Raw genomic sequence first — 20,915 nt, forward strand, 5'->3', positions numbered from 1 at the left:
TAGCGTTTGTGACGTGATAGCAAAGTTAAATCGCTAAAAACGTTTTCGTCAATAGTGCTGGCTATTGTGAAGAAAAATGCAATACTAAGCTAGTCTTCGGTTACTTAGCGGCTTTGTGTGCTACTTGTTTTAATTCCGGGAACCAGATTTTAATTTCATTACTGGCATTTTGCGGGTTGTCCGAGCTGTGGATGACGTTACGCAAGATCCCGTCTTCAAATAACCGCCCGTAATCTCCCCTGATTGTGCCGGGTTTTGCTTGGTTAGGGTTGGTTTCTCCGGCTAACGTGTGGATTGCATTAACGACTTTAGTTCCGCTGACGATGATCGCCACGATCGGTCCTTCTAACATGTACTTTTCTATTTCGGAAAAATAAGGTTTGTCGACTTTTTCGGAGTAGTGTTTTTTGAGTAATTCGGGGGTGGCGTGAGTTACTTTGAGGGCGGTGATCGTAAAGCCCTTGTTTTCGATCCGACTGATGATCTGCCCGATGTGATGTCCCTTAACGCCGTCCGGTTTGATGAGCACTAAAGTTTTTTCTTCCATGATTTTTCCTCCTGTGATCAATTAATTAACTACAATACGATAGTAATCAATTTTGGCCGAAAAGAAAACCCCTCCAGCCAATTGCCAAGCGTTAATTTAAGGTGGAGGGGTATAATAAAAATAAAATCAAGTTTTAGGGGAAAAGATGAAAATTAATAGTGACCTCAAAGAAGCAGCTCTTCACGGTTTAGTGGACGCTGCGGCTTATCAAAATAATACTCAACTGACACCGCGCTTGCTGAGTAACGGTGAGCACGAAACTATCTGGGAACATTTGGTGGACGAATTTTACGACTGTACTTCTTTTGCCATCGAAGTCGCGTTTATTACTCGCGATATGTTAACGCCACTTAAGGTGGTTTTGCGGGAGTTGGCTTTGCGCGGCGTGCGGGGAAAATTACTGACTGCGACGTACCTGAACTTTAACGAGCCCGCGATGTTTAACGAACTGTTGAAAATTACCAACCTGGAAGTCCGGTTGACACCGGCTACCGGATTTCACGCCAAGGGTTATTTTTTTACTCATGAATGGGGACAAACGATCTTGGTGGGTAGTGCTAATTTGACGCGGGCGGCGCTGTTACAAAACGCCGAGTTAGACGTGCGGCTGACGACGACTAGTGACGGGGCGTTGTGTCACCAACTAAACGAACAGTTTACTAGTCACTGGCAACAAGCACAGCCGCTGACCGCGCAGTGGGTAGCCGATTACGCACAGCATTACGTGAAACCGGTGCGCCCACAAGTTGTGGTGCCCAAAAAGAAATTAGCGCCTAACCGGATGCAACGCGAGGCGCTGGCTAACCTGGCGGCTTTAAGGGCCAAGGGGGTCACAAAAGCGTTACTGATCTCGGCGACGGGAACGGGCAAAACGTATTTAGGAGCCTTCGATGTGGCGGCTTACGCACCACGCCGTTTTTTATTTGTGGTCCACCGAGAGCAGATCTTGACTAAGGCACTGGCCAGTTTTCGGGCGGTCTTAGGAGGCCCGCGCAGTGATTATGGTATTTTAGCGGGAGGAAAGCAGCAGGTAGGTGCTAAGTATTTGTTTGCGACGGTACAAACCCTGGCTAAAACACAAGTCTTACATCAATTTGCTCCGAATGAATTTGATTACTTGTTGTTGGATGAAGTTCACCACGCCGGGGCTAAAAGCTACCAGCAAATACTGGAATATTTGCGGCCTCAATTTACGCTGGGAATGACGGCCACGCCGGAACGTAACGATGATTTCGATATTTTTGCGCTGTTTGATCACCACGTCGCTTACGAGATCCGTTTGCAACAGGCGCTTGCCGAACAGATGTTGTGTCCGTTTCATTACGTGGGGGTGACCGATTACGTGGTAAACGGGCAGACCGTGACGGAAACTTCGCAACTCAGTCATTTAGTGGCCGAACAGCGGGTGGATTATCTGTTAGAACAGATCGAATATTACGGTGAAAGTGGGCCAGTCCACGGTTTGATATTTTGCAGCCGGCAAGAAGAAGCGCGCGGGATCGCTACTTTGATGACGGCCAAGGGCCACCCGAGTATCGCGTTAACTAACCAACAGACTGCTACTCAACGGAAAGAGGCCGTAGCGCAGTTGGAGCAGGGGCGAGTCGAATACTTGGTGACGGTCAATATTTTTAACGAGGGTATCGACATCCCCTGCGTCGATCAGGTGATATTTTTGCGTAACACGCAGTCGAGTATCGTATTTATCCAGCAGTTGGGCCGGGGGTTGCGTAAATTTCCCGGTAAAAATTACGTGACGATCATCGATTTTATTGGTAATTATCGCAATAATTATTTGATCCCCTTGGCGTTACACCATGACCTCTCCCGGCAAAAAGATAATGCGCGTGCCGAATTGCTGTTTCAGCCGCTGCTGGGACTGTCGACGATCAACTTTACCCGGGTGGCGCAACAGCGGATCTTCGCGTCGTTAGCAAAAGTGAAGCTCGATAATATGAACGAATTAAAAACGCAATTTAACGAGTTACGCAAACGCTTGGGTAAAACACCGCTACTGACCGATTTTTTAGGCCAGCTCGATCCCTTGGTGTTTGCCGCCAATCCTCGCTTGCCTAATTACGCACATTTTTTGGCACGGATGAAAGTTAACGTAACGCTGACTAGCTACCAAGATCAGGTCTTAACTTTTATGACTAAAGAACTGCTAAACGGCTTGCGGCCCCATGAATTGCTGCTATTGCAGGCGTTATTGCTCAATGACGGTCGCTTATCGCAGGAAAAATTACTCCAACTTTTTCGGGAAAATGGCTGTTATTGCGATCAAGAACTCCTGGATTCGCTGGACGCAATTTTGAGTTTAGCGTTTTTTAGGATCAAGAGCGGGCAAAAGCTAAAGGCCGATGAGTACGGGAAAAAGGCCCTGGTTGTTCATGCCAACGGCTACTACACGCTGGCACCCGTGTTGGAAACGGCGCTTGCAGGCGCTGATTTTAACAAGTTGTTTCAAGACGTGCTGACCTGTGGGCTAAAGATCAGCCGCCAGTACCGCGCGGACCAACATTTTACCCTGTACCAAAAATATACTAGAAAAGACGTCTGCCGCTTGTTAAATTGGCCTAAAGATATTAGCGCGCCAATGTATGGCTATTGGGTAGGAGAAAAAGTCTGTCCGCTATTTATCACGTACCAAAAACGCCCCCAAGACTTGCGGGCTCGCGCGTACGAAAATCAGCTGAATAATAACACTTCGATCTGGTGGTATACGAGAAGTCCCCGGACCCTGGCCTCAAACGAAGTCAAACGGTTATTGGCTAGAGATGAGGCGGGTAACTTTCGGGTGAAATTATTGGTATTTGCTAAGCCGAGTGAAGCTCAGGGAAAAGGGTACAGCTATTTGGGTGAGGCAAATATCAACGAGGATAGTGTGGCGGAAGTGGTTTTGACCGGAGCCAACGGGAAGGATAAAAAAGTGGTAAAAATGCAGCTGCGTTTTGCTCGGCCGCTTTCTTACCAGCAGATGAAATATTTAACGTTGTAAGTGAGGAGGAATAAAATGGGAAAACTGGCAGTTATTTCCGACTTGCACGCCGACATCAATAAATTTACGCCGCAAAATTTAGTAGAGATCGCGCATTATTTACAAGGCCAAGGAGCGACTCGGCTGCACATCGCTGGCGATATCTCGAATCACTTTGAACAACAAGGCGCGCAGATCATCGCGTTGTTTAACAAGGTATTGCCGACGACTTTTAATTTGGGCAATCACGACATGCTCAATATTGATGATATCGAACATAGCAGGCATCCCGGATTTTTGAACCTCGCTAGTTTGGAACTGAGTAACACGACCGTATTAGTAGCGCTCAACGGCTGGTACGATTACCGTTTTGCGCGGGGAGTAGACGACAGTCAGCCGAGCGATGACGTTGTTTTGGATTATAAAAAAAGATACTGGATCGACCGCTACATCAAACGCGCAGGCCTTGATCCCCAAATCGACGCGCAAATTACCGCGCAACTCGACAGGCTGTTAGCGCGCCTAAGTGCCGCCGGTAAACGAATCATTATCGCCACTCATTTTGTGCCGCGCCAAGAATTTATCCACTATCCGCCACCCACGAAGCGTAAATTTATCACTTTGCGGGCGTTAGGTGGAGTACTGGGAAGCCGGGAACTAGGCGAGGTGATCGTTAAGTACAATCAGAATGTGACCGACGTAGTTTTTGGTCACTTGCACCGGCGTACGGGCACTAGAAAAATGGCGGGGATCAACTGGCATTGTCGGCCGCTCGGTTACCGTTACGAGTGGCAGTTTACCCAAGAGTGGTTGGCGGCGCACGGTAAACCTGCACGCTATCATTTTGAACAACATCCCACGGATAAACAGTTATTTGAAGGCCAAATGAGTGCTCACTGGTCCCAAATTTTTGCTAACGCCTTTACTCTTCTTTCTTATTAGCAGGTGAGTGGGTCGTGGTAGGTGAATTTTGCTCCACCAAAGCGTCGCGGATCTGAGTTAATAATTCTACCTGGGGATCGGGTTTTTGTTCGTCAGCCTTGTCTTCGTCTTTATGAGGCGGAATGACGGTGTTGACGAGTTTGACTAGGATAAAGACGACAAAAGCGATGATCAAAAAGGTAATGACCGAATTGATAAAATTACCGATCCGAAAGGTCGCATCCCCGACTTTGAAACTCAGTTCGGAAAAATCGATTTTGCCGACGAAGATGCCGATCAGCGGATTGATCAGGTTTTTGACTAAAGAATTGACGATCGAAGTGAAAGCACCCCCGACGATCACCCCAACGGCTAAGTCTAAGACGTTGCCCCGTGCGATAAACTCCTTGAATTCTGTTAACATCTAAATCCCTCCTTAATTTGACTATTATTATAGTACACGAGGAGAAATGATGTTAATACGACTGCTAAGCAACTTGTCTCGCAGCTTGGTTTAATCGCGCTACGCAAGGCAACAGGCTGTGTCTAGCTACGGCCAACAACAAGTCCAAGCCCGACTTATTGCTGACCTAGGCTAGTCCTCGTCTGTTAATCGCCTTACTCCGCAGCTTGTTTTGATCGCGCTCCAGCTGGCAGCCGCTTGCGCAGCTTATTCTATATTTTCATATAACACGTTTTTGATTTTACGCTTGCAGCGGTTGACCGCGTTGTAGACACTGTTGAGCGGGATATTTAATTCCTGCGAGATCTGTTCGTTAGTCGTGCCATCAGTGTGCAAGCAAAAATTGAAAACCTGCTTTTCGATCGGTGACAAGTGTTCGTTGACCGCCACCAAACGTTCCTCTAACAAAAGGTACTGGTCGGCGGCTAAGTACTTGTGATCCGCACCAAAGATCTGCTCACTGTCGCTTTCGTTAAGGCTATCGGCTGAAACGCTCAGCAAATCCGTTTGGCGTTTCAGTGCTTTTTCCTTGCGCAGTAGGCTGTAAAAATAATTGTTGAGGTTAGTTTTAAAAAAGGCACCGAAAGAAACCTTTTTATCGGGATCGAATTTTTGGGCGCTATGGTAGCACATATAAAGGGCATAACTTTTAAGGTCGTCGCTATCGGTTAACCGCAACTTAAACTTGTTGATCGTGGTGTTGATCAGCGGGTAATATTTATTATACAGCTTGATGAGTGCTAAGCTTTCGGGATCTTTTTTAATGGCGTTGATCAGTTCTAAGTCGTCGTTTGCTGATTTCATAGTCTTTTCCTCCTTGACGAATTCACCGTCATGATATGTGAGGAAAAAACAAACGGAAAACCAATAATTTGTCATGGACTGAAACTTTTTGCAAATTTAGTTAACAACTGATCCTTTTTTTGGTATAAAATACTTGAAAGAGATATTTTTTAGCAACTGGGTAGCAGGCAGATTGTTTAAAGGGAGGATATCAGATTGAGAAGACTCATTCATCCGCATAGCATTGGTGGTGGAATCACCTGTGGAATGCTTTTTTATGCGTTAGTGCCGACTTTTTTGATGTTATTGCTGAGTTGCTGGAACGTACACCGTGACCTGGTACAGCAGTCTTTGACAACGCGTCAAAATGAAATCGCACTCGTAGCTCATAATCAACACAATCTCAAAAAAGCTGCACGGACCGCCGTGAAACGTACGCTGCGCCAACCGACGTTTGCAAACGATCCCACCGGTACCGTGAAGGCTACTAATGTGTCTGGTCAAACGGGCAAGTTGGTATACATCGCTAAAGATGACGTACATATGACCAAACAATTCAGCCAGTCTACTTGGTACCAAAATGCTGTGGCTACTCCGACTCAATTTTACGGTACTAAACTGCAGTTGGGCACGCAGCCGATCGTAGCTGCTGCTAAAGCCGTGACTAAAGACGGCCAGGTTCAAGGAGTATTGGCGTACATTTTAACTAACTCACAGTTGCGTCAGGGATTACAGGTTAAAAAGGGTGCACCGCTACTTTTAACTGCTGCGACGCAAAAAGCACCGGCATTACAAGGAGACGTGGCACAGCCCCAAGCCTTACAACAAGCTGTTAGTCGTGCCGGCAAAACTAAGGGTTGGCTGAAACTGAAAAATAATTCTCGTTACGCTCGGGTTTACTACGATAAGGCCGCGCTAAAGGATGGAATGTGGCTGTTGGCTCCCGTGACTAAAAAGGAACTGCGTCCGTCGCTGAGTTCCTTTGCGGGTTTAGGTTTACTGGTAGTGTTGGCTATTTTGTTAGTGTTTAGCTTAGCTGCTTCAGTGATCGTTACTCTTTTTTACTCACGGATCTTACAAATTTATACCGAATGTTTCGATAAATTGGCACAGGGAGATTTTGGGCACATTCCTCATTATTTCAAGGACATCAAGTTTAAACGCTCGGGAATATTGGAAAAAGCCTGTTGGTACATGATCTTGTCTGATAAAGACGGGCAGGAATTTCAGCGGCTATCGCATTCGTATAATGAAATGATCGACGCGATCAACGAATTAGTCGTGCGGGTCCAATACGAGAGTGCTAACGTTAATAAAAAAGTGGACCAACTGTTAAAATTGGCCGAACAAACCACCTACGCTTCGCGGGAAGTCAGCAAGATCATCGATGAAATCACGACGGCAACTGCGACGCAGGAAAGCGAAACTAATAAAAACACCAACGAGTTACAGCGGCTGACCAATTCTGTCAGCGGGTTACACAAGGTCGTGACCGACGTGCACGGTTCCTCCGAGGATATTTCGCGGATCGGGACGCAGAATATGGAAATGATGAGTCAGGTGGCTAAGGGCTGGACGGCTCAGTTAGAACAGACTCACGTCTTAGTTGACGCCATTAAGAATTTGAATAAAAATATTCAAAATATTACGCAGTTTGTCAACGTGATCTCTGACTTGGCCGACCAGACCAACTTATTATCCTTAAACGCTTCGATCGAAGCTGCTAGTGCGGGTGAATCCGGTAAGGGCTTTACCGTGGTGGCTAACGAGATTCGTAAGTTGGCCGAACAAAGTGCCGACTCGACCACTAAGATTACCGAAGTGATCCAAAAAATCACAAAACAGTCGGAAGAAATGGTTGCTCAAGCAGCCGATTCTTTGGACGGCAGCCAAAAACAAAATGATTTGCTGGAAAAGGCGATCAGTTCGACTAAAGACGTTTATCACCGTAACGAAGCAATGGCTCACGAAATCGATGAAAGTGACCGGATCAGTGGTGAGATCGCGGCCGTACAAAAAAACGTCAACGTTGGGTTGGAAAATATTACGGTTGCTACTAAAGAAAACGCGGCTGGGGTACGCGACGTTTCTAGCAATTCACAAGAAGTATTGGCTACGATGGAACAGTTCACCAGTCAAGTAGCACAGTTGCAAAAAACGGCGGTTAACCTAGAAGATGCTACCGCCAAGTTCCAAACGAGAGAAACTAAGAAAAAATGACAAGATACAGTAAGTGTGGGCAACTGACGAACGCGATTAAGTCTATTACTTAAGAAAAACGAAAGTGGGGACCAAGACAAAAGTAATTTTTGTCCTGGTCCCATTTTTAGTTTCTGTAAGTACATAGACTGATCGTGCTCCCAAAAGCAGCAGTTTGCGCTTAGCTACGTTTCAAAATAAAATCAAAGTGCGAGTTTTACTTTGAAACTAGGCTAGTGCTCGACTGCTACCCGCTTTTTGTCTCAACTCCCATTTTTAGTTTCGTCAATCCGTGTTCGCTACTCAAAAAATTGGGCATAACTACTTACTAGCTACTAGCGGATTTTTTTATTTTAGTTAAGATTTGTCTAAGAGTCTTTAAAAATGACTGGTTTTATTTTAATGTGTTGGTAATTTGGCAATAATATTCAGAAGGCTATGGGGGAAATTAGCATGTTAAATTGGCTAAAGAAGATCTACTACGCACAAACTACCCGCTTTATCGCAAAGACACTACTTTATATCCTCATTTTTTTAGGGATCATTTATTTGTACAACTATTGTGGTGTCGGTCAACCTAAATTTATTTATAACGAATTTTAGAGAAAAGTGGTGCGATGATGGAAAACAATTTATTACAACAGATCGATTGCTGGGCGGACTCCGATGCGCTTTGCTACGACTACTTAGGTCAACAATATACTTACCAGCAGCTAAAGGAACAAACGGATAACTTAGCTGCGTATTTACTCCAACAAAATTTGCCGGCTGGTAAACCGATCATGGTTTTTGGCGGGCAAACTTTTGCGATGTTAGTCAGCTTCATCGGCTCCGTCAAAGCGGGGCACCCTTACATTCCGGTGGACGAATCTTCGACGCCTAAAAGGGTGCACGATATTGTTACTAAAGCCGACCCGTGTTTATGCATTGCGGTCAGTGACTTAAACGAAAAAATCGACGTGCCGCTCGTTACCAAAGAGCAACTGGCACAAAGCGTGCAACAGCCGGCGGCTACTAATGTGATGGTTGATACCGCAGCAGTTTTTTATATTATTTTTACCTCGGGGACGACGGGGATGCCCAAGGGTGTTCAGATCACGCATGCCAACCTAGCTGATTTTGTGACGTGGATGAATTCTAGTTTTGGGATCGCTGCTCAGGCCGCTTGCCTAGCACAACCACTGTATTCGTTTGACCTATCGGTGATGGCGTTGTATCCGACGCTGGTTAACGGCGGTAAATTAGTCGTCTTGCCCCCAAAAACGAGTGCGGATTTTAAGCAGCTATTTGCCTACTTACCGCAATTACACGTAGATGAGTGGGTTTCGACGCCGTCGTTTATGGAAATGTGTTTGTTGGACCCGACTTTTACTGCGCAAACGCAGCCGCAATTACGACAGATCATTTTTTGTGGCGAGGAGCTGACGGCTAGCTTGGCACGCAAGATCAAGCAGCGTTTTCCCGCGGTCAAACTGTACAATACTTACGGGCCGACGGAAACTACTGTCGCTAAAACGGCGGTCGAAATTACCCCGCAGATCTTAGAAAATTACCAGCGGCTACCGATCGGGCAGGCTGCTCCTAACGCTCAGGTGTTAGTTTATGATGAAAAAAAGCAGCCAGTGCCAAATAACGAGCAAGGTGAGATCGTGATCTTAGGACCGGGAGTTTCTCCGGGTTACCTGAACGATCCCGCTAAGACTGCGGCTGCATTTACTGAGATCGACGGTCAGCCGGCTTATCTGACCGGAGATCTGGGCGCTTATGATGATACCGGCCAGCTTTTATACCGGGGACGCAAGGATTTTCAGATCAAGATGCATGGTTACCGTATCGAGTTAGAAGACGTCGACCAACACTTGGTGAGTTTGACGGCGGTCAAACAGGCGGTCACGCTCCCGGAGTATGCGGACCAACAACGAGTTAAAGTTCAACGTTTGACGGCTTACGTGGTTTTGTACGACGGGGTGCCTGAAGACCAGTTGGCGATGGCCCGCAAGCTAAAGGAACAGTTACAGCAAACGACGATGGATTACATGATCCCCACTCGTTTTGTCTTTGTTGCCGCGGTCCCACAAAATGCCAACGGCAAAGTGGACCGTAAAACTTTGATGAAAGAGGTTCAGGATAAATGCTGAATTTACAACCATTTGAAAGCCCCCATTACTTATTCTTATTAGGGATTGCTTTGATCCCCATCGTAATCGGGTTACTTTACGGCCACCATTTTAGGTGGTACGAAGACTTAGTTGCGTTAGTCTTTTTGGTACTGGCATTTGATCAGGGATACCAGTGGCTCGCGTTAATCTGTTACATTATTTTTGAAATCGCGCTGACCTATTTGTACCTGCACTTTCGCCGGCAAAATAATGCCACCTGGCTTTTTTACGGTGCCGTAGTGCTCGCAATTTTACCGCTAGTGGTCGACAAGGTCACCCCCGTGTTAAATGCGGGGCGTGCGTCGCTCATCGGCTTTTTGGGGATCAGCTACCTGACTTTCAAGTCCGTGGGCATGATCATGGAGATCAGGGATGGTGCAATCAAAGAGGTCTCACTCAGCAAAACGGTGCACTTTTTGCTTTTTTTACCGACGATCTCTTCGGGGCCGATCGACCGTTACCGGCGTTTTGTGGCTGATTATGATCAAACTATCACACGCGACGAATACCTGCAATTATTGGGCCAGGGCATTTGGGACATTATGTTGGGCTTTTTGTATAAATTTATCTTAGATTATTATTTTGGTTCGGTCTGGTTGCCGTTTGTTGCTAAACGCGCTTTGAGCGGCGGTGGATTTTCGTGGTATTTGGTAGCATACATGTACATTTATTCAATGCATTTGTTCTTTAACTTTGCGGGCTACAGTTTGTTTGCAGTCGGCACCAGTTATTTAATGGGGGTCAAGACGCCGATCAATTTCAACAAACCCTTTATTTCCGCTAACATTAAGGAGTTCTGGCAGAGATGGCACATGACGCTGTCGTTTTGGTTCCGTGATTATATTTACATGCGCTTAGTATTTACCCTGATGAAAAAGAAAATCTTCAAGAGCCGGATCGTGGTTTCAAACGTCGGCTACCTCTGTTTATTTTTGATCATGGGTTTTTGGCACGGGTTAACTTCTTATTACATTATCTACGGTTTGTTTCACGCCGTGGCGATCATTTTGTGTGATGTCTGGCAGAGGTTTAAGAAAAAACACCGGCAGGCGCTCCCCCATAATTGGTTGACGAAGTGTTTTGCAATTTTTATGACTTTTAACTTAGTTTGCTTTAGTTTTTTGATCTTTTCGGGCTTTTTAAACCAAGTCTTCTAGTGTGAAGGAGGATGTTGTCAGTGTTAAAAAATAATAAGTGGAACTCAAATAACAATGTTGATATGGCGGGTTGAGTGCGATGAAAAAACAATTATTTAAAATTTTGGGGCCTTTGGTGTGTGCCATTGTAATTTTAGCGGCCTTTTTTGCTTTGCCGTTTAAAACTAACTTGCCGTCCAAAAAATCTTTAGCCAAGGCTGCAGTTTCACTGTCCCCTAATATTTTTAAGGGTAATGAGGTCAAAAATGAGGCTTTTGCGCAAAATTACGTACCGTTTTTTGGCTCCTCGGAATGGTCGCGGATCGACGCGTTGCATCCCGCGGTCTTAGCGCAACACTACCACCGGTCCTACCGGCCATTTTTGTTGGGAGACCGGGGTTCACAGTCGCTTTCTCAGTTTTGGGGAATGCAGGGCAGTAACACTAGTTTGCGTCATAAAAAAGCAGTTTTCATGATCTCACCGCAGTGGTTTGTTCCCAAGGGCATCGACCCGGCGGGCTTTAACTTGTATTACTCTAACTTGCAGTCCGTGGGTTGGCTGTTGCATGCACGCAACACGCAGATGGACACCTATGCGGCTAAACGGTTGTTGGAGATGCCCGTCGCACACGGAAATAAAATGATCCAGCACTGTTTGATTCGAGTTGCTGCCGGCCAACCGTTGACCCACACGCAAAGGCTTTACTTGCACTTTCAGTTGAACAGTTTACGGCGAGAAGAAGAGATCTTTTCATTGTTAGGACTAAAAGACCGGCAAGGAAAAATCAATAATGCGGCACGTGTGTTGCCGGCTAAATACGACTCGCGGCAGTTAGCGCAGTTAGCTAACAGGCAGGGAGAAGCGAACACCACTAGTAATTCATTGGGGATCGAAAACGGATTTTGGCATAAACGCTTAGCTGCATCTTATCCGAAATTGAAAAATTCGCAGACGGATTTAAACTACGAAGCTTCACCGGAATACGCGGATTTTGAATTAGTATTGGATCAATTTGCGCATAACCAGATGAACGTGTTGTTCGTGATCCCGCCGGTCAACCAAAAATGGATGGATTATACGGGCTTGTCGGCACCGATGCTGGCTAACTTTGACCGTAAAATCAAATACCAACTGCAAAGTCAGGGCTTTACTAACATCGTTGACCTGTCACAAGACGGGGGACAAAAGTATTTCATGAACGATACGATCCATTTGGGCTGGCGTGGCTGGTTAAAAATGGACACTTATGTCGCACCGTTTTTAGAGCAGCGACAAAAAACACCGCACTATCAGATTCGTTCGGCGTTTTATCAGCGCAAGTGGCAACAGCTGCAAGGAAAAGAGCTAGACCGGTATTTAGATAAGGCCCAGCCGTAAATTGTTGTCTTTAAGGAACAATTTACGCTATAATTTACGAATATCCAACAAAGAAATCGGGCCGTTATTCGGGACTTGATTTCGGCAAATGAGCACTGGGAGGAAAGTTGATGTTTATTCGTAATAGGTTCAACCCGTTGTCGTTGATCTCGGGGATCTTAGCGGTATTTTTGGGGATCTTGGTAATGCTGCGTCCCTTGTTATCACTAAAAATGATCATTATTTTACTTGCCATTTGGGCATTAGTTCGCGGCGTGTTTAAGCTGTTCGAATTACGTAACGTGGCACAAATGTTACATTTTAATTCGGGCTGGTGGACTTTTAGCGGGATCTTGGATCTGATCTTTGGTGTTTTATTACTGTTCGTTCCGGCCTTAGGTGGCGTTTTTATCTGGTTATCTTTAGCGCTGTGGCTTTTAAGTGATTCGTTTTTTGAACTCTGGCTGGGCCGTTTTTGGCAAAAAAATCAATTTTACCACTGGCTAAACTTGATCTTAGCGGTTTTGGAATTGGTGGTCGGAGTATTTTTGCTATTTAAACCGGCGTTTGCCGTTTCGACGGCGTTATTGCTACTGTCATTTTACCTGCTATTAGGCGGCGTGCAGCAGATCATCCGTTCTTTTTAGTGTAATCGAACTGGTAATATGATAAAATTTGATAATACAATCATACGGGGGGATAACATGGCACGAGTAGTACAACAGATTGAATTGATCGTGGACCAAAAGCCGGCGCATTGTGTTTACATGGGAACTAAAGACGATACGGAAGACGAAGAGGCTAATTTAGCGAGTGGTCAGGGACACTTGGTAGTGATCAGCACGAGTGGTGACTTTGCTGATTTAGCGCATAAAGACGGGACACCGTTTGCTTTGACGGCTGAAAATACGGTTTCTAAAATCAAGGTCCGAGATTCTTACCGCATCGATAACATTAGTTACGCATCGATCTTACCAGACGTGGTCAAACAAGAAGAACCACCCAAGGATAAAGAAGAAAAAAGTAAATAGCGTTTCATTAAATGGAAGTGAAGCAAAATCTTGCTGCGCTTCTTTTTTTTTTGAATTTCAAAATTGGAACGTACCAATAAAATTAAAGGTTGACTTTTTTAACGAAAGCTTTATCATAGGCAGTGAAGGAATAAGACTTAAATAAGGAGTGGATTTTAATGGCTGTTGATTATGATTCTCAGGATTATATGCAACTAATGGAAAAATATTGGCGGGCAGCAAACTACGTGTCAGTCGGTCAGCTTTTCTTGCGGGACAATCCCTTATTGCGTCGTCCGTTAAAGGCCGAAGACGTCAAGATCAAACCAATCGGACACTGGGGCACAGTTGCTTCTCAAAACTTTATTTATACCCAGTTGAACCGGGTGATCAATAAGTATGACTTAAACATGTTCTACATTGAAGGTTCAGGTCATGGTGGTCAAGTAATGGTTTCTAATTCCTATTTGGACGGCAGTTATTCGGAAATTTATCCGGAAGTTTCTCAAGACGAAAAGGGAATGCAAAAATTGTTTAAACAATTTTCATTTCCAGGTGGAGTTGCTTCTCATGCCGCTCCTGAAACCCCAGGTTCCATCCACGAAGGTGGCGAGTTAGGTTATTCCCTATCTCACGGGACCGGTGCAATTTTAGATAATCCTGACGTGATCGCAGCCGTTGAAATCGGCGATGGTGAATCCGAAACAGGTCCACTAGCCGCTTCTTGGTTCTCCGATAAGTTTATCAACCCAGTCAAAGACGGTGCGGTCTTACCGATCGTTAACATGAACGGTTTTAAGATCTCTAACCCGACCGTTTTGTCACGGATGAGCGATGAAGACTTAACTAAATACTATGAAGGAATGGGCTGGAAACCATACTTTGCCGAATTTGATGCGAATAGCGATCACCTTCAAGCAATGCAGGAATTCGCTAAGATCATGGACCAAGTCATTACAGAAATCAAAGACATTCAACACAAAGCACGGACAGCTGCTGGTGCTAAAGACGGCAAGGCAGAATTACCACGCTGGCCGATGATCGTCTTGCGTTCACCAAAAGGCTGGACCGGTCCGAAGACTAATTTAGACGGCGATCCGATCGAAGGTTCATTCCGGGCTCATCAAGTGCCGATCCCAGTTTCAGCAAATGATATGAAACATAAAGACTTGCTGATCGATTGGATGAAATCCTACAAGCCAGAAGAATTATTTGACGAAAAGGGTGCCTTGAAGCCTGAAATTGCAGCTTTAACACCAAATGGTGACCGGCGCATGGCTAAAAACCCGATCACTAACGGTGGTATCGATCCTCACCCACTGAAATTCCCAGATGTTCGCGACTTTGAGGTTAAATTCAAGAAGCGCGGCACGGAACAGTATCAGGATATGATCGAATGGGCTAAGTGGTTAAATAAGGTCGCAGAACTTAACCCAACGAGTTTCCGGGGCTTTGGTCCTGACGAAAGTGAATCTAACCGTTTGTATGCTCTATTAGATGGTCAAAAACGGCAATGGATGGAAGAAATCAAGGAACCTAACGACCATAACATGGCAAATTCTGGCCGGGTGATCGACTCACAATTGTCAGAACACCAAGCAGAAGGTTGGTTAGAAGGCTACGTTTTGACCGGACGTCACGGCTTTTTCTCCACTTACGAAGCATTTGGTCGGGTCGTAGATTCTATGTTGACCCAGCACTTCAAGTGGTTACGTAAAGCTGCCGAACAACCATGGCGTAAACAGTATCCGTCATTAAACTTTGTCGATACTTCGACTGTTTTCCAGCAGGATCATAACGGCTATACTCACCAAGATCCAGGTTTGTTGACTCATATGGCAGAAAAGAAACCCGAATTTATTCGTGAGTATATCCCAGCAGATGCTAACGAATTGCTAGCTGTTGGTGACGTAGCTTTCCGTGATTACGAAAAGATCAACGTGATCGTTTCTTCCAAGCACCCACGTCGTCAGTGGTATACGATGGCTGAAGCGCAAAAGCTGGTTAAACAAGGATTAGGTTACATCGACTGGGCTTCGACCGATCAGGGTGCTGAACCCGACGTTGTCTTTGCCGCAGCCGGTAGCGAACCTAACTTGGAAGCTTTAGCTGCCATTTCAATTTTGAACAAGGAATTTCCAGAATTGAAGATGCGTTATATCAACGTGGTCGACTTACTGAAATTGCGTTCACAACAAAAAGATCCACGTGGCTTAAGTGATGAAGAGTTTGACAATTTGTTTACGACTGACAAACCTGTTATCTTTGCTTTCCATGGTTTCGAAGGCCTGTTGAAAGACTTGTTCTTCGAGCGTCATAACCATAATTTACACGCTCATGGTTACCGTGAAAACGGGGATATCACGACACCATTTGACATGCGGGTCTTAAACGAATTAGATCGGTTCCATTTGGCTAAAGATGCTATTCAATCCGTTCCGGCATACGCACAAAAGAGCATGTATTTTGCCCAGAAAATGGATGACATGGTAGCTAAACACAATCAGTACATCCGCGACATGGGAACTGATTTGCCAGAAGTTGTCGATTGGAAATGGGAACCGCTGAAAAAATAATTAACTGGCAGTGTCTGATTGCTAGTTTGGAAAAATAAAAAGAGCCTAGGACGAGTGTTTTGTCCTAGGCTCTTTTGCTATGTTAATGTTCACCTGCTAAGTGGTCTGTCTTGCAGCTGGTTATAATTGCGCTTGTCAGACTAGCAGTGACTCACAGCTTAAAATACTCCTTCTTGTAAAACCTTGTCTATCCTCTTTATCTGGGGAGCCGTTAGTCCGTACTGCTCAAAAATGAACTGATCGATTTCCGCTTTTGCGTTATTTTGCCGCAGTTGGCGCTCAACTAATTTTGTCAGCTGTTGGTTTTGCTCCGGCGTTAGTAGCGGAAATTGCAGTTGCTCTAAATTGCCGCGCAAAACCTTGATCCCCGCGAAACTGATGCGGTAAATGTAGTTGAATAGTTTGGAATTCAGGTAGGCTAAAGTTGTTTTTAAATTGTGGGTGGGCATTTGTGGGATCAATAAATTGGCGCTATTAAGCGTTAGTCTTTGCCGGTCGTCATATGCGAACACTAAATTCTTATCGATGAACTTGTACAGCAATTTTTCCGGAGCACGGTAAAGTTTTTCGACCGCGCTTTGCTGGAAGTGTTGCGGCTGGTATTCCAAGTAGATATGAGGGGAGGTGACCCGGTAAGCACCGATGTCTTTGCCCGTGATCAAAGGTTCAGCCGTGGCACTCGGAGTGTCTAGGAGGTATTTACGGTTATTACCAGTGACGATCCCTAGGCCCCATGCACTGTTTTTAAGCGAATAGTTGCCCTGTTGCCAAAACTGGTCGCGAATCTGGTCGTCAGCAGTAGTCGTCGGTAAGAGGTTGACGTGGTAATTTTGGTTGAGGACTTCTTTTTTGGTGATTACGTGGTGTTGGTGGAAGTAAAAATTGACTGGTTGATTGTCCGGAGATTTTTTACTTACATATAATAGCACCACGTTGGAAACGACTCCGTTGAAAACGTGGGGCAGTAACGTGAGTGAATGGACCTGGCAGTGTTGCAGGATAAAGCGCCTGATAGTGGTGTGCTTAGCGGTGTTTAAAAAAGAAGACGGCAAAACAAATCCCAACTGTCCGTTAGGCGGTAAGGTTTCGATACTGTGTTTTAAAAACATCGCAAAGGTGTCGGTGGTATGACCGATTTTTTGGGTGCCCCACGGGGGGTTACCGACGATACAAGAATATTGTTGCTTTTTGGTCGTAGTCAGGTAATTTTGGTGCCAAATATGAGGGTAAGTGTGGTCGTTGGGTGTTGCTTTTAGTAATAGATTGGCAGTCGCTAACAGGCAGGCGACTGGATCTTGGTCACAGCCCGCTAATTTTTTTAACGGAAAATGGTATTTGGTCAGCAATTCACACAAAAAGATCCCCGAACCCACGGCGGGATCTAAAATCTGAGGCACAGTCAGTTGTAACTGGGATAAAAGTTGGTCCGCGACGACGAAGGGAGTGTAATATAACCCGCGATGATTGCGGGTTCCTTCCGCTTTGACCGTTTGGTACAGGGCGCCTAGGAAATCTGGTTCACTTAAATCGATCTGGAATTTAGCGTGTTGTTGAATGTGGCTAAAATCCAGCAATGAGCGCCTAGCATTGACGTCGTGTAAAAAGCGTTTCTTATTTGCAGCACTGATATGTTCAGCTTGTTGCACACTGTAAGCCGCTAAAGTTAAGATAAACTGTTCCGAATTTAAGTGATATGTAGAAATAAAATTGACGATTTGCTCTATTTTATGAATATTAGCGGAATGGTAAAGGTATGTTTTGGGCAGGATTTTTTTGACCGAATCAGTTTTGTTGGCGCGGCGGATCAATTTTTTGTTACTGACTCCCAAACGCTGCCAATTTTTGCGTGTTGCTGGCGAAATTTTCATATTGTGACCTCCGCTGTTACTTAAGCTATTTTTATTTTACAACTTACGACTGGAAAAATGGGCTCCTTCCGCAGAAAATTTGCTATTTTTAGTAAAAAAAGTAATTTTTCAGGTAAAAAATATTTTTTTAGTAGAGAATTTGTAATATTCGGGGAAACGAGCAGTAAATTTTGTTATAAAGTTTTACTGACGTAAAAAGCGATGATGGCAGTGTTTAACGTCACTTTTCAGATGTTTTCTAAAACGTAATATTACTAAATGTTGCAAAATAAGAGAAATTTTGCAAAAAAAACGCAATTAGTAATTTCTTTGGAATTTGAATGTTACATTGGTTCGGTATACTGGGTACCGTTAAGTAGTTGAGCAAATCAGAAGTTGAAAATAGGAATTTAAATATAGGAGTGTAAATAATTTATGGATATTAAAAAAACTTTACTTTCAGTTACAGCTGTCGCGGGTTTGTTTGTAGCTGGTTCGATCACGGCTAACGCTGATACGGTGACGGTTAAACCAGGAGATACCGTTTCGCAATTGGCACAGCAATATAATACGACTGTTGATCAAATCGCACAAAAAAATAATTTGGTCAACGTTGATTTCATCACTGTTGGTCAGCGTTTAGACATCGATGGCAGTGCTGCTCCAGCACCTGCAGCTCAGTCGACGACTTCAGCTCCCGTACAACAACCAGTTGGTGCTCCTGCTACTACATCACGGCAAACATTAAATACTTACGTACAAAAACAGCCAAGTCAAGTTCAAGCTACACAAAATACCCAAGCTCAGGCACCGACTGCTAGCAGCTTAAGTGTTTCCGAAGCAGCGGCACGTGAAGCCATTGGCCAACGTGAATCAAGTGGTAACTACGGCGCAACTAACGGTAACTATGTTGGCAAGTACCAATTAGACCGTAGCTATTTAAATGGTGACTATTCTGCAGCTAACCAAGATCGGGTAGCTAATGCTTATGTTGCTAGTCGTTATGGTTCATGGGCAGCAGCTTTACAACATTCAAACCAAACAGGTTGGTACTAAAAAGCTGCGCCGCATAATTAAGACTATCATTATGTGAATATTAAAATAGGGCCTGAGGCAGAATTCATTGTCTTAGGCTCTATTTGTGTTTCAGTCCATATGGTATGATAACTGGTAGGGGGTCGGAAAATGAATACTCACTTAAAAGAGTTGATAATTGCCGCTAGCCAAGAGAGCGGCATCGACAAGATCGGTTTTACTACTGCCGCTGATTTTGAAAAATTACGCCCAAGTTTACTGGCGCAAAAAAAGGCGGGGCATACTTCGGGATTTGAACACCAAAACTTAGACGAGCGTTTGCATCCCGAGTTGGTTTTTAAACGACCGCAGTCGATCATCGCCGTGGCTGTGGCTTATCCGACGAGAATGACCGCTAAGCCGCCGCGTTCTAAGTTGAAACGGGGGCATTTTGCCCGGGCGTCTTGGGGGCGGGACTATCATTTTATCCTACGTGCTAAAATGAACGAGCTGATCGCACGTATCGAACAGCTAACGAAACAAGAAGCACACTTTAAGCCCATGGTAGATACTGGCGAACTGATCGACGTCGCCGTTGCCCAACGAGCTGGTTTGGGATTTGTCGGCAAAAATGGCTTGCTGATCACGGAAGAATACGGCTCATTTGTCTATCTGGGTGAGATCATCACCGACATCGAATTTGAACCGGATACTCCTAAGCAATCGCAATGTGGCACTTGTACGCGTTGTATCGATTACTGTCCTCCAGGAGCACTGCTAGGCGATGGCAGGTTAAATGCTCAGCGTTGTCTTTCCTATCAGACACAAACTAAAGGAATGATGCCCGCTGAATTTAGGCCGCTGATCCGCAATACGATCTACGGCTGTGATATTTGTCAGTTGGTATGCCCGTTTAATCGCAAAAAAGATTTTCACTTTCATCCCGAAATGGAGCCGGCCCCCCAGCAAGTTGCACCAGAATTAGTTTCAATGTTGCAGCTTTCTAACCGCGAGTTTAAGGAACAATTCGGTAAACTGGCAGGGTCGTGGCGGGGCAAAAAGCCGTTGCAGCGTAACGCGTTGATCGCCCTAGCTAATTTAGGCGATAGAAGTGCGTTGCCCCCAATTTTGCGGGTGATGGAAACCGACCCGCGTCCGGTGTTACGAGCAACTGCGGCTTACGCGGTCGGCCGCTTAGTTAAAACTAAAAATCAAGCGGTGGTAGAATGTATGCGAGAACAACTGGCAAAGGAAAGGCAAGCCGGGCAGCCGCCAGAAATTACGCAAGAATACGAAAATGCGTTGGAGCACTTAGAAAAGCTCTAGTAGTAAGAGATGTTTGCTATCTTAATTACTAATTGTTAGAATAATTACACTAATGTTTTTAGAAAGGGGTTTATCAATGAAGGTCAACGTCAAAGCAGCACTTGGAGCTGGTGTAGTTGCCGGGATCGTTTCCGGTCTAGTTAAGTTAGGGTGGGAAAATATTTTGCCGCCGCGGACGCCTGAACGTGACGCAGAAAACCCGCCTCACACTACGATGAAATTAATGGGGATCCCAGAAGAAAAGATCACTGCTAGTTATCATTACTCAGAACACGAGATCCAGTGGCCGACTTTTATCATTCATTTTGGCTTTTCGATCGGCAGTTCCGCTTTATATGAATTATTACGCCGCAAGTTCTCGGTAGTAACGCTAGGAAAGGGAACTTTATTTGGAATCGGTGTTTGGGGGGCGGCCCACTTAGCAGCAATGCCCGCACTAAATATCGTTCCGGCCGCTAAAGACCAACCCGTAGATGAGCACGTTTCCGAATTACTGGGGCACATGGTGTGGATGTGGACCAACGATGTTGTCGGTGCGGCTGTTTATGATCAGCTGGACCATAAATAAAATTACTACTACACAAAGGGACCGAGATGAAA

17 protein-coding genes are annotated in these 20,915 nt (G+C 45.2%); 13 read left to right on the forward strand and 4 right to left on the reverse strand.

Annotation, left to right across the window (positions count from 1 at the left end):
* Positions 1-100: 100 nt before the first annotated feature.
* The gene (ndk, locus tag ACSYSK_RS02155) at positions 101-547 is read right to left on the reverse strand and encodes a nucleoside-diphosphate kinase (protein WP_491715324.1); all 447 of its coding nucleotides are present in this window, start codon (positions 545-547) and stop codon (positions 101-103) included.
* A 145-nt stretch (positions 548-692) separates the two neighbouring features.
* Between ndk and ACSYSK_RS02160 the strand changes: the two genes are divergently transcribed.
* Complete coding sequence (locus ACSYSK_RS02160) at positions 693-3,545, forward strand: DUF3427 domain-containing protein (RefSeq protein WP_491715325.1); 2,853 nt, start codon at positions 693-695, stop codon at positions 3,543-3,545.
* Between the two features lie 15 nt (positions 3,546-3,560).
* A complete protein-coding gene (locus ACSYSK_RS02165) occupies positions 3,561-4,466 on the forward strand; it encodes a metallophosphoesterase (RefSeq protein ID WP_491715326.1) in 906 nt (301 codons plus the stop codon).
* Here the strand turns inward: ACSYSK_RS02165 and mscL are convergent.
* Complete coding sequence (gene mscL / locus ACSYSK_RS02170; protein WP_491715327.1) at positions 4,447-4,869, reverse strand: large-conductance mechanosensitive channel protein MscL; 423 nt, start codon at positions 4,867-4,869, stop codon at positions 4,447-4,449. The two genes, ACSYSK_RS02165 and mscL, sit on opposite strands and share 20 nt — an antisense overlap.
* A 246-nt stretch (positions 4,870-5,115) precedes the next feature.
* A complete protein-coding gene (locus tag ACSYSK_RS02175) occupies positions 5,116-5,712 on the reverse strand; it encodes a sigma-70 family RNA polymerase sigma factor (protein WP_491715328.1) in 597 nt (198 codons plus the stop codon).
* Positions 5,713-5,907: 195 nt separating this feature from the next.
* Here ACSYSK_RS02175 and ACSYSK_RS02180 point away from each other — a divergent pair, with 195 nt between their 5' ends.
* From ACSYSK_RS02180 to ACSYSK_RS02215, 8 genes are all read left to right on the forward strand, one after another.
* Positions 5,908-7,911: a methyl-accepting chemotaxis protein gene (locus tag ACSYSK_RS02180; RefSeq protein ID WP_491715329.1), complete on the forward strand. Its 2,004-nt coding sequence runs from the start codon at positions 5,908-5,910 to the stop codon at positions 7,909-7,911.
* A gap of 432 nt (positions 7,912-8,343) precedes the next feature.
* Positions 8,344-8,493: a teichoic acid D-Ala incorporation-associated protein DltX gene (locus tag ACSYSK_RS02185; protein ID WP_491715330.1), complete on the forward strand. Its 150-nt coding sequence runs from the start codon at positions 8,344-8,346 to the stop codon at positions 8,491-8,493.
* Positions 8,494-8,510: 17 nt separating this feature from the next.
* The gene (dltA, locus tag ACSYSK_RS02190; protein ID WP_491715841.1) at positions 8,511-10,028 is read left to right on the forward strand and encodes a D-alanine--poly(phosphoribitol) ligase subunit DltA; all 1,518 of its coding nucleotides are present in this window, start codon (positions 8,511-8,513) and stop codon (positions 10,026-10,028) included.
* Entirely contained in the window at positions 10,022-11,206 is a 1,185-nt protein-coding gene (dltB, locus tag ACSYSK_RS02195; protein WP_491715331.1) for a D-alanyl-lipoteichoic acid biosynthesis protein DltB, read from the forward strand. The genes dltA and dltB overlap by 7 nt, the downstream gene beginning before the upstream one ends.
* 79 nt (positions 11,207-11,285) lie before the next feature.
* Entirely contained in the window at positions 11,286-12,563 is a 1,278-nt protein-coding gene (gene dltD / locus ACSYSK_RS02200) for a D-alanyl-lipoteichoic acid biosynthesis protein DltD (protein ID WP_491715332.1), read from the forward strand.
* A 110-nt stretch (positions 12,564-12,673) separates the two neighbouring features.
* The gene (locus ACSYSK_RS02205) at positions 12,674-13,189 is read left to right on the forward strand and encodes an HdeD family acid-resistance protein (RefSeq protein ID WP_491715333.1); all 516 of its coding nucleotides are present in this window, start codon (positions 12,674-12,676) and stop codon (positions 13,187-13,189) included.
* A 57-nt stretch (positions 13,190-13,246) separates the two neighbouring features.
* The gene (locus ACSYSK_RS02210; RefSeq protein WP_491715334.1) at positions 13,247-13,573 is read left to right on the forward strand and encodes a hypothetical protein; all 327 of its coding nucleotides are present in this window, start codon (positions 13,247-13,249) and stop codon (positions 13,571-13,573) included.
* Positions 13,574-13,731: 158 nt separating this feature from the next.
* The gene (locus ACSYSK_RS02215; RefSeq protein WP_491715335.1) at positions 13,732-16,128 is read left to right on the forward strand and encodes a phosphoketolase family protein; all 2,397 of its coding nucleotides are present in this window, start codon (positions 13,732-13,734) and stop codon (positions 16,126-16,128) included.
* 158 nt (positions 16,129-16,286) lie between these two features.
* Here ACSYSK_RS02215 and ACSYSK_RS02220 read toward each other — a convergent pair whose 3' ends face one another.
* The gene (locus ACSYSK_RS02220) at positions 16,287-17,996 is read right to left on the reverse strand and encodes an N-6 DNA methylase family protein (RefSeq protein WP_491715336.1); all 1,710 of its coding nucleotides are present in this window, start codon (positions 17,994-17,996) and stop codon (positions 16,287-16,289) included.
* A 414-nt stretch (positions 17,997-18,410) separates the two neighbouring features.
* Here ACSYSK_RS02220 and apf point away from each other — a divergent pair, with 414 nt between their 5' ends.
* The 3 genes from apf (at position 18,411) to ACSYSK_RS02235 (ending at position 20,883) form a co-directional block, all read left to right on the forward strand.
* Positions 18,411-19,031: an aggregation-promoting factor gene (gene apf, locus ACSYSK_RS02225; RefSeq protein WP_491715337.1), complete on the forward strand. Its 621-nt coding sequence runs from the start codon at positions 18,411-18,413 to the stop codon at positions 19,029-19,031.
* Between the two features lie 129 nt (positions 19,032-19,160).
* Entirely contained in the window at positions 19,161-20,315 is a 1,155-nt protein-coding gene (gene queG, locus ACSYSK_RS02230) for a tRNA epoxyqueuosine(34) reductase QueG (RefSeq protein WP_491715338.1), read from the forward strand.
* Between the two features lie 76 nt (positions 20,316-20,391).
* Positions 20,392-20,883 (forward strand): DUF1440 domain-containing protein, encoded by a 492-nt coding sequence (locus ACSYSK_RS02235; protein WP_491715339.1) that lies wholly within the window; start codon positions 20,392-20,394, stop codon positions 20,881-20,883.
* Positions 20,884-20,915 lie beyond the last annotated feature (32 nt).

It is taken from the genome of Ligilactobacillus sp. ESL1201 (assembly GCF_058503265.1).

Coding starts and splice junctions, on each gene's coding strand:
- ndk (WP_491715324.1), bottom strand. CDS start 547: ATGGAAGAAAAAACTTTAGTGCTCATCAAACCGGACGGCGTTAAGGGA.
- ACSYSK_RS02160 (WP_491715325.1), top strand. CDS start 693: ATGAAAATTAATAGTGACCTCAAAGAAGCAGCTCTTCACGGTTTAGTG.
- ACSYSK_RS02165 (WP_491715326.1), top strand. CDS start 3,561: ATGGGAAAACTGGCAGTTATTTCCGACTTGCACGCCGACATCAATAAA.
- mscL (WP_491715327.1), bottom strand. CDS start 4,869: ATGTTAACAGAATTCAAGGAGTTTATCGCACGGGGCAACGTCTTAGAC.
- ACSYSK_RS02175 (WP_491715328.1), bottom strand. CDS start 5,712: ATGAAATCAGCAAACGACGACTTAGAACTGATCAACGCCATTAAAAAA.
- ACSYSK_RS02185 (WP_491715330.1), top strand. CDS start 8,344: ATGTTAAATTGGCTAAAGAAGATCTACTACGCACAAACTACCCGCTTT.
- dltA (WP_491715841.1), top strand. CDS start 8,511: ATGGAAAACAATTTATTACAACAGATCGATTGCTGGGCGGACTCCGAT.
- dltB (WP_491715331.1), top strand. CDS start 10,022: ATGCTGAATTTACAACCATTTGAAAGCCCCCATTACTTATTCTTATTA.
- dltD (WP_491715332.1), top strand. CDS start 11,286: ATGAAAAAACAATTATTTAAAATTTTGGGGCCTTTGGTGTGTGCCATT.
- ACSYSK_RS02205 (WP_491715333.1), top strand. CDS start 12,674: ATGTTTATTCGTAATAGGTTCAACCCGTTGTCGTTGATCTCGGGGATC.
- ACSYSK_RS02210 (WP_491715334.1), top strand. CDS start 13,247: ATGGCACGAGTAGTACAACAGATTGAATTGATCGTGGACCAAAAGCCG.
- ACSYSK_RS02215 (WP_491715335.1), top strand. CDS start 13,732: ATGGCTGTTGATTATGATTCTCAGGATTATATGCAACTAATGGAAAAA.
- ACSYSK_RS02220 (WP_491715336.1), bottom strand. CDS start 17,996: ATGAAAATTTCGCCAGCAACACGCAAAAATTGGCAGCGTTTGGGAGTC.
- apf (WP_491715337.1), top strand. CDS start 18,411: ATGGATATTAAAAAAACTTTACTTTCAGTTACAGCTGTCGCGGGTTTG.
- queG (WP_491715338.1), top strand. CDS start 19,161: ATGAATACTCACTTAAAAGAGTTGATAATTGCCGCTAGCCAAGAGAGC.
- ACSYSK_RS02235 (WP_491715339.1), top strand. CDS start 20,392: ATGAAGGTCAACGTCAAAGCAGCACTTGGAGCTGGTGTAGTTGCCGGG.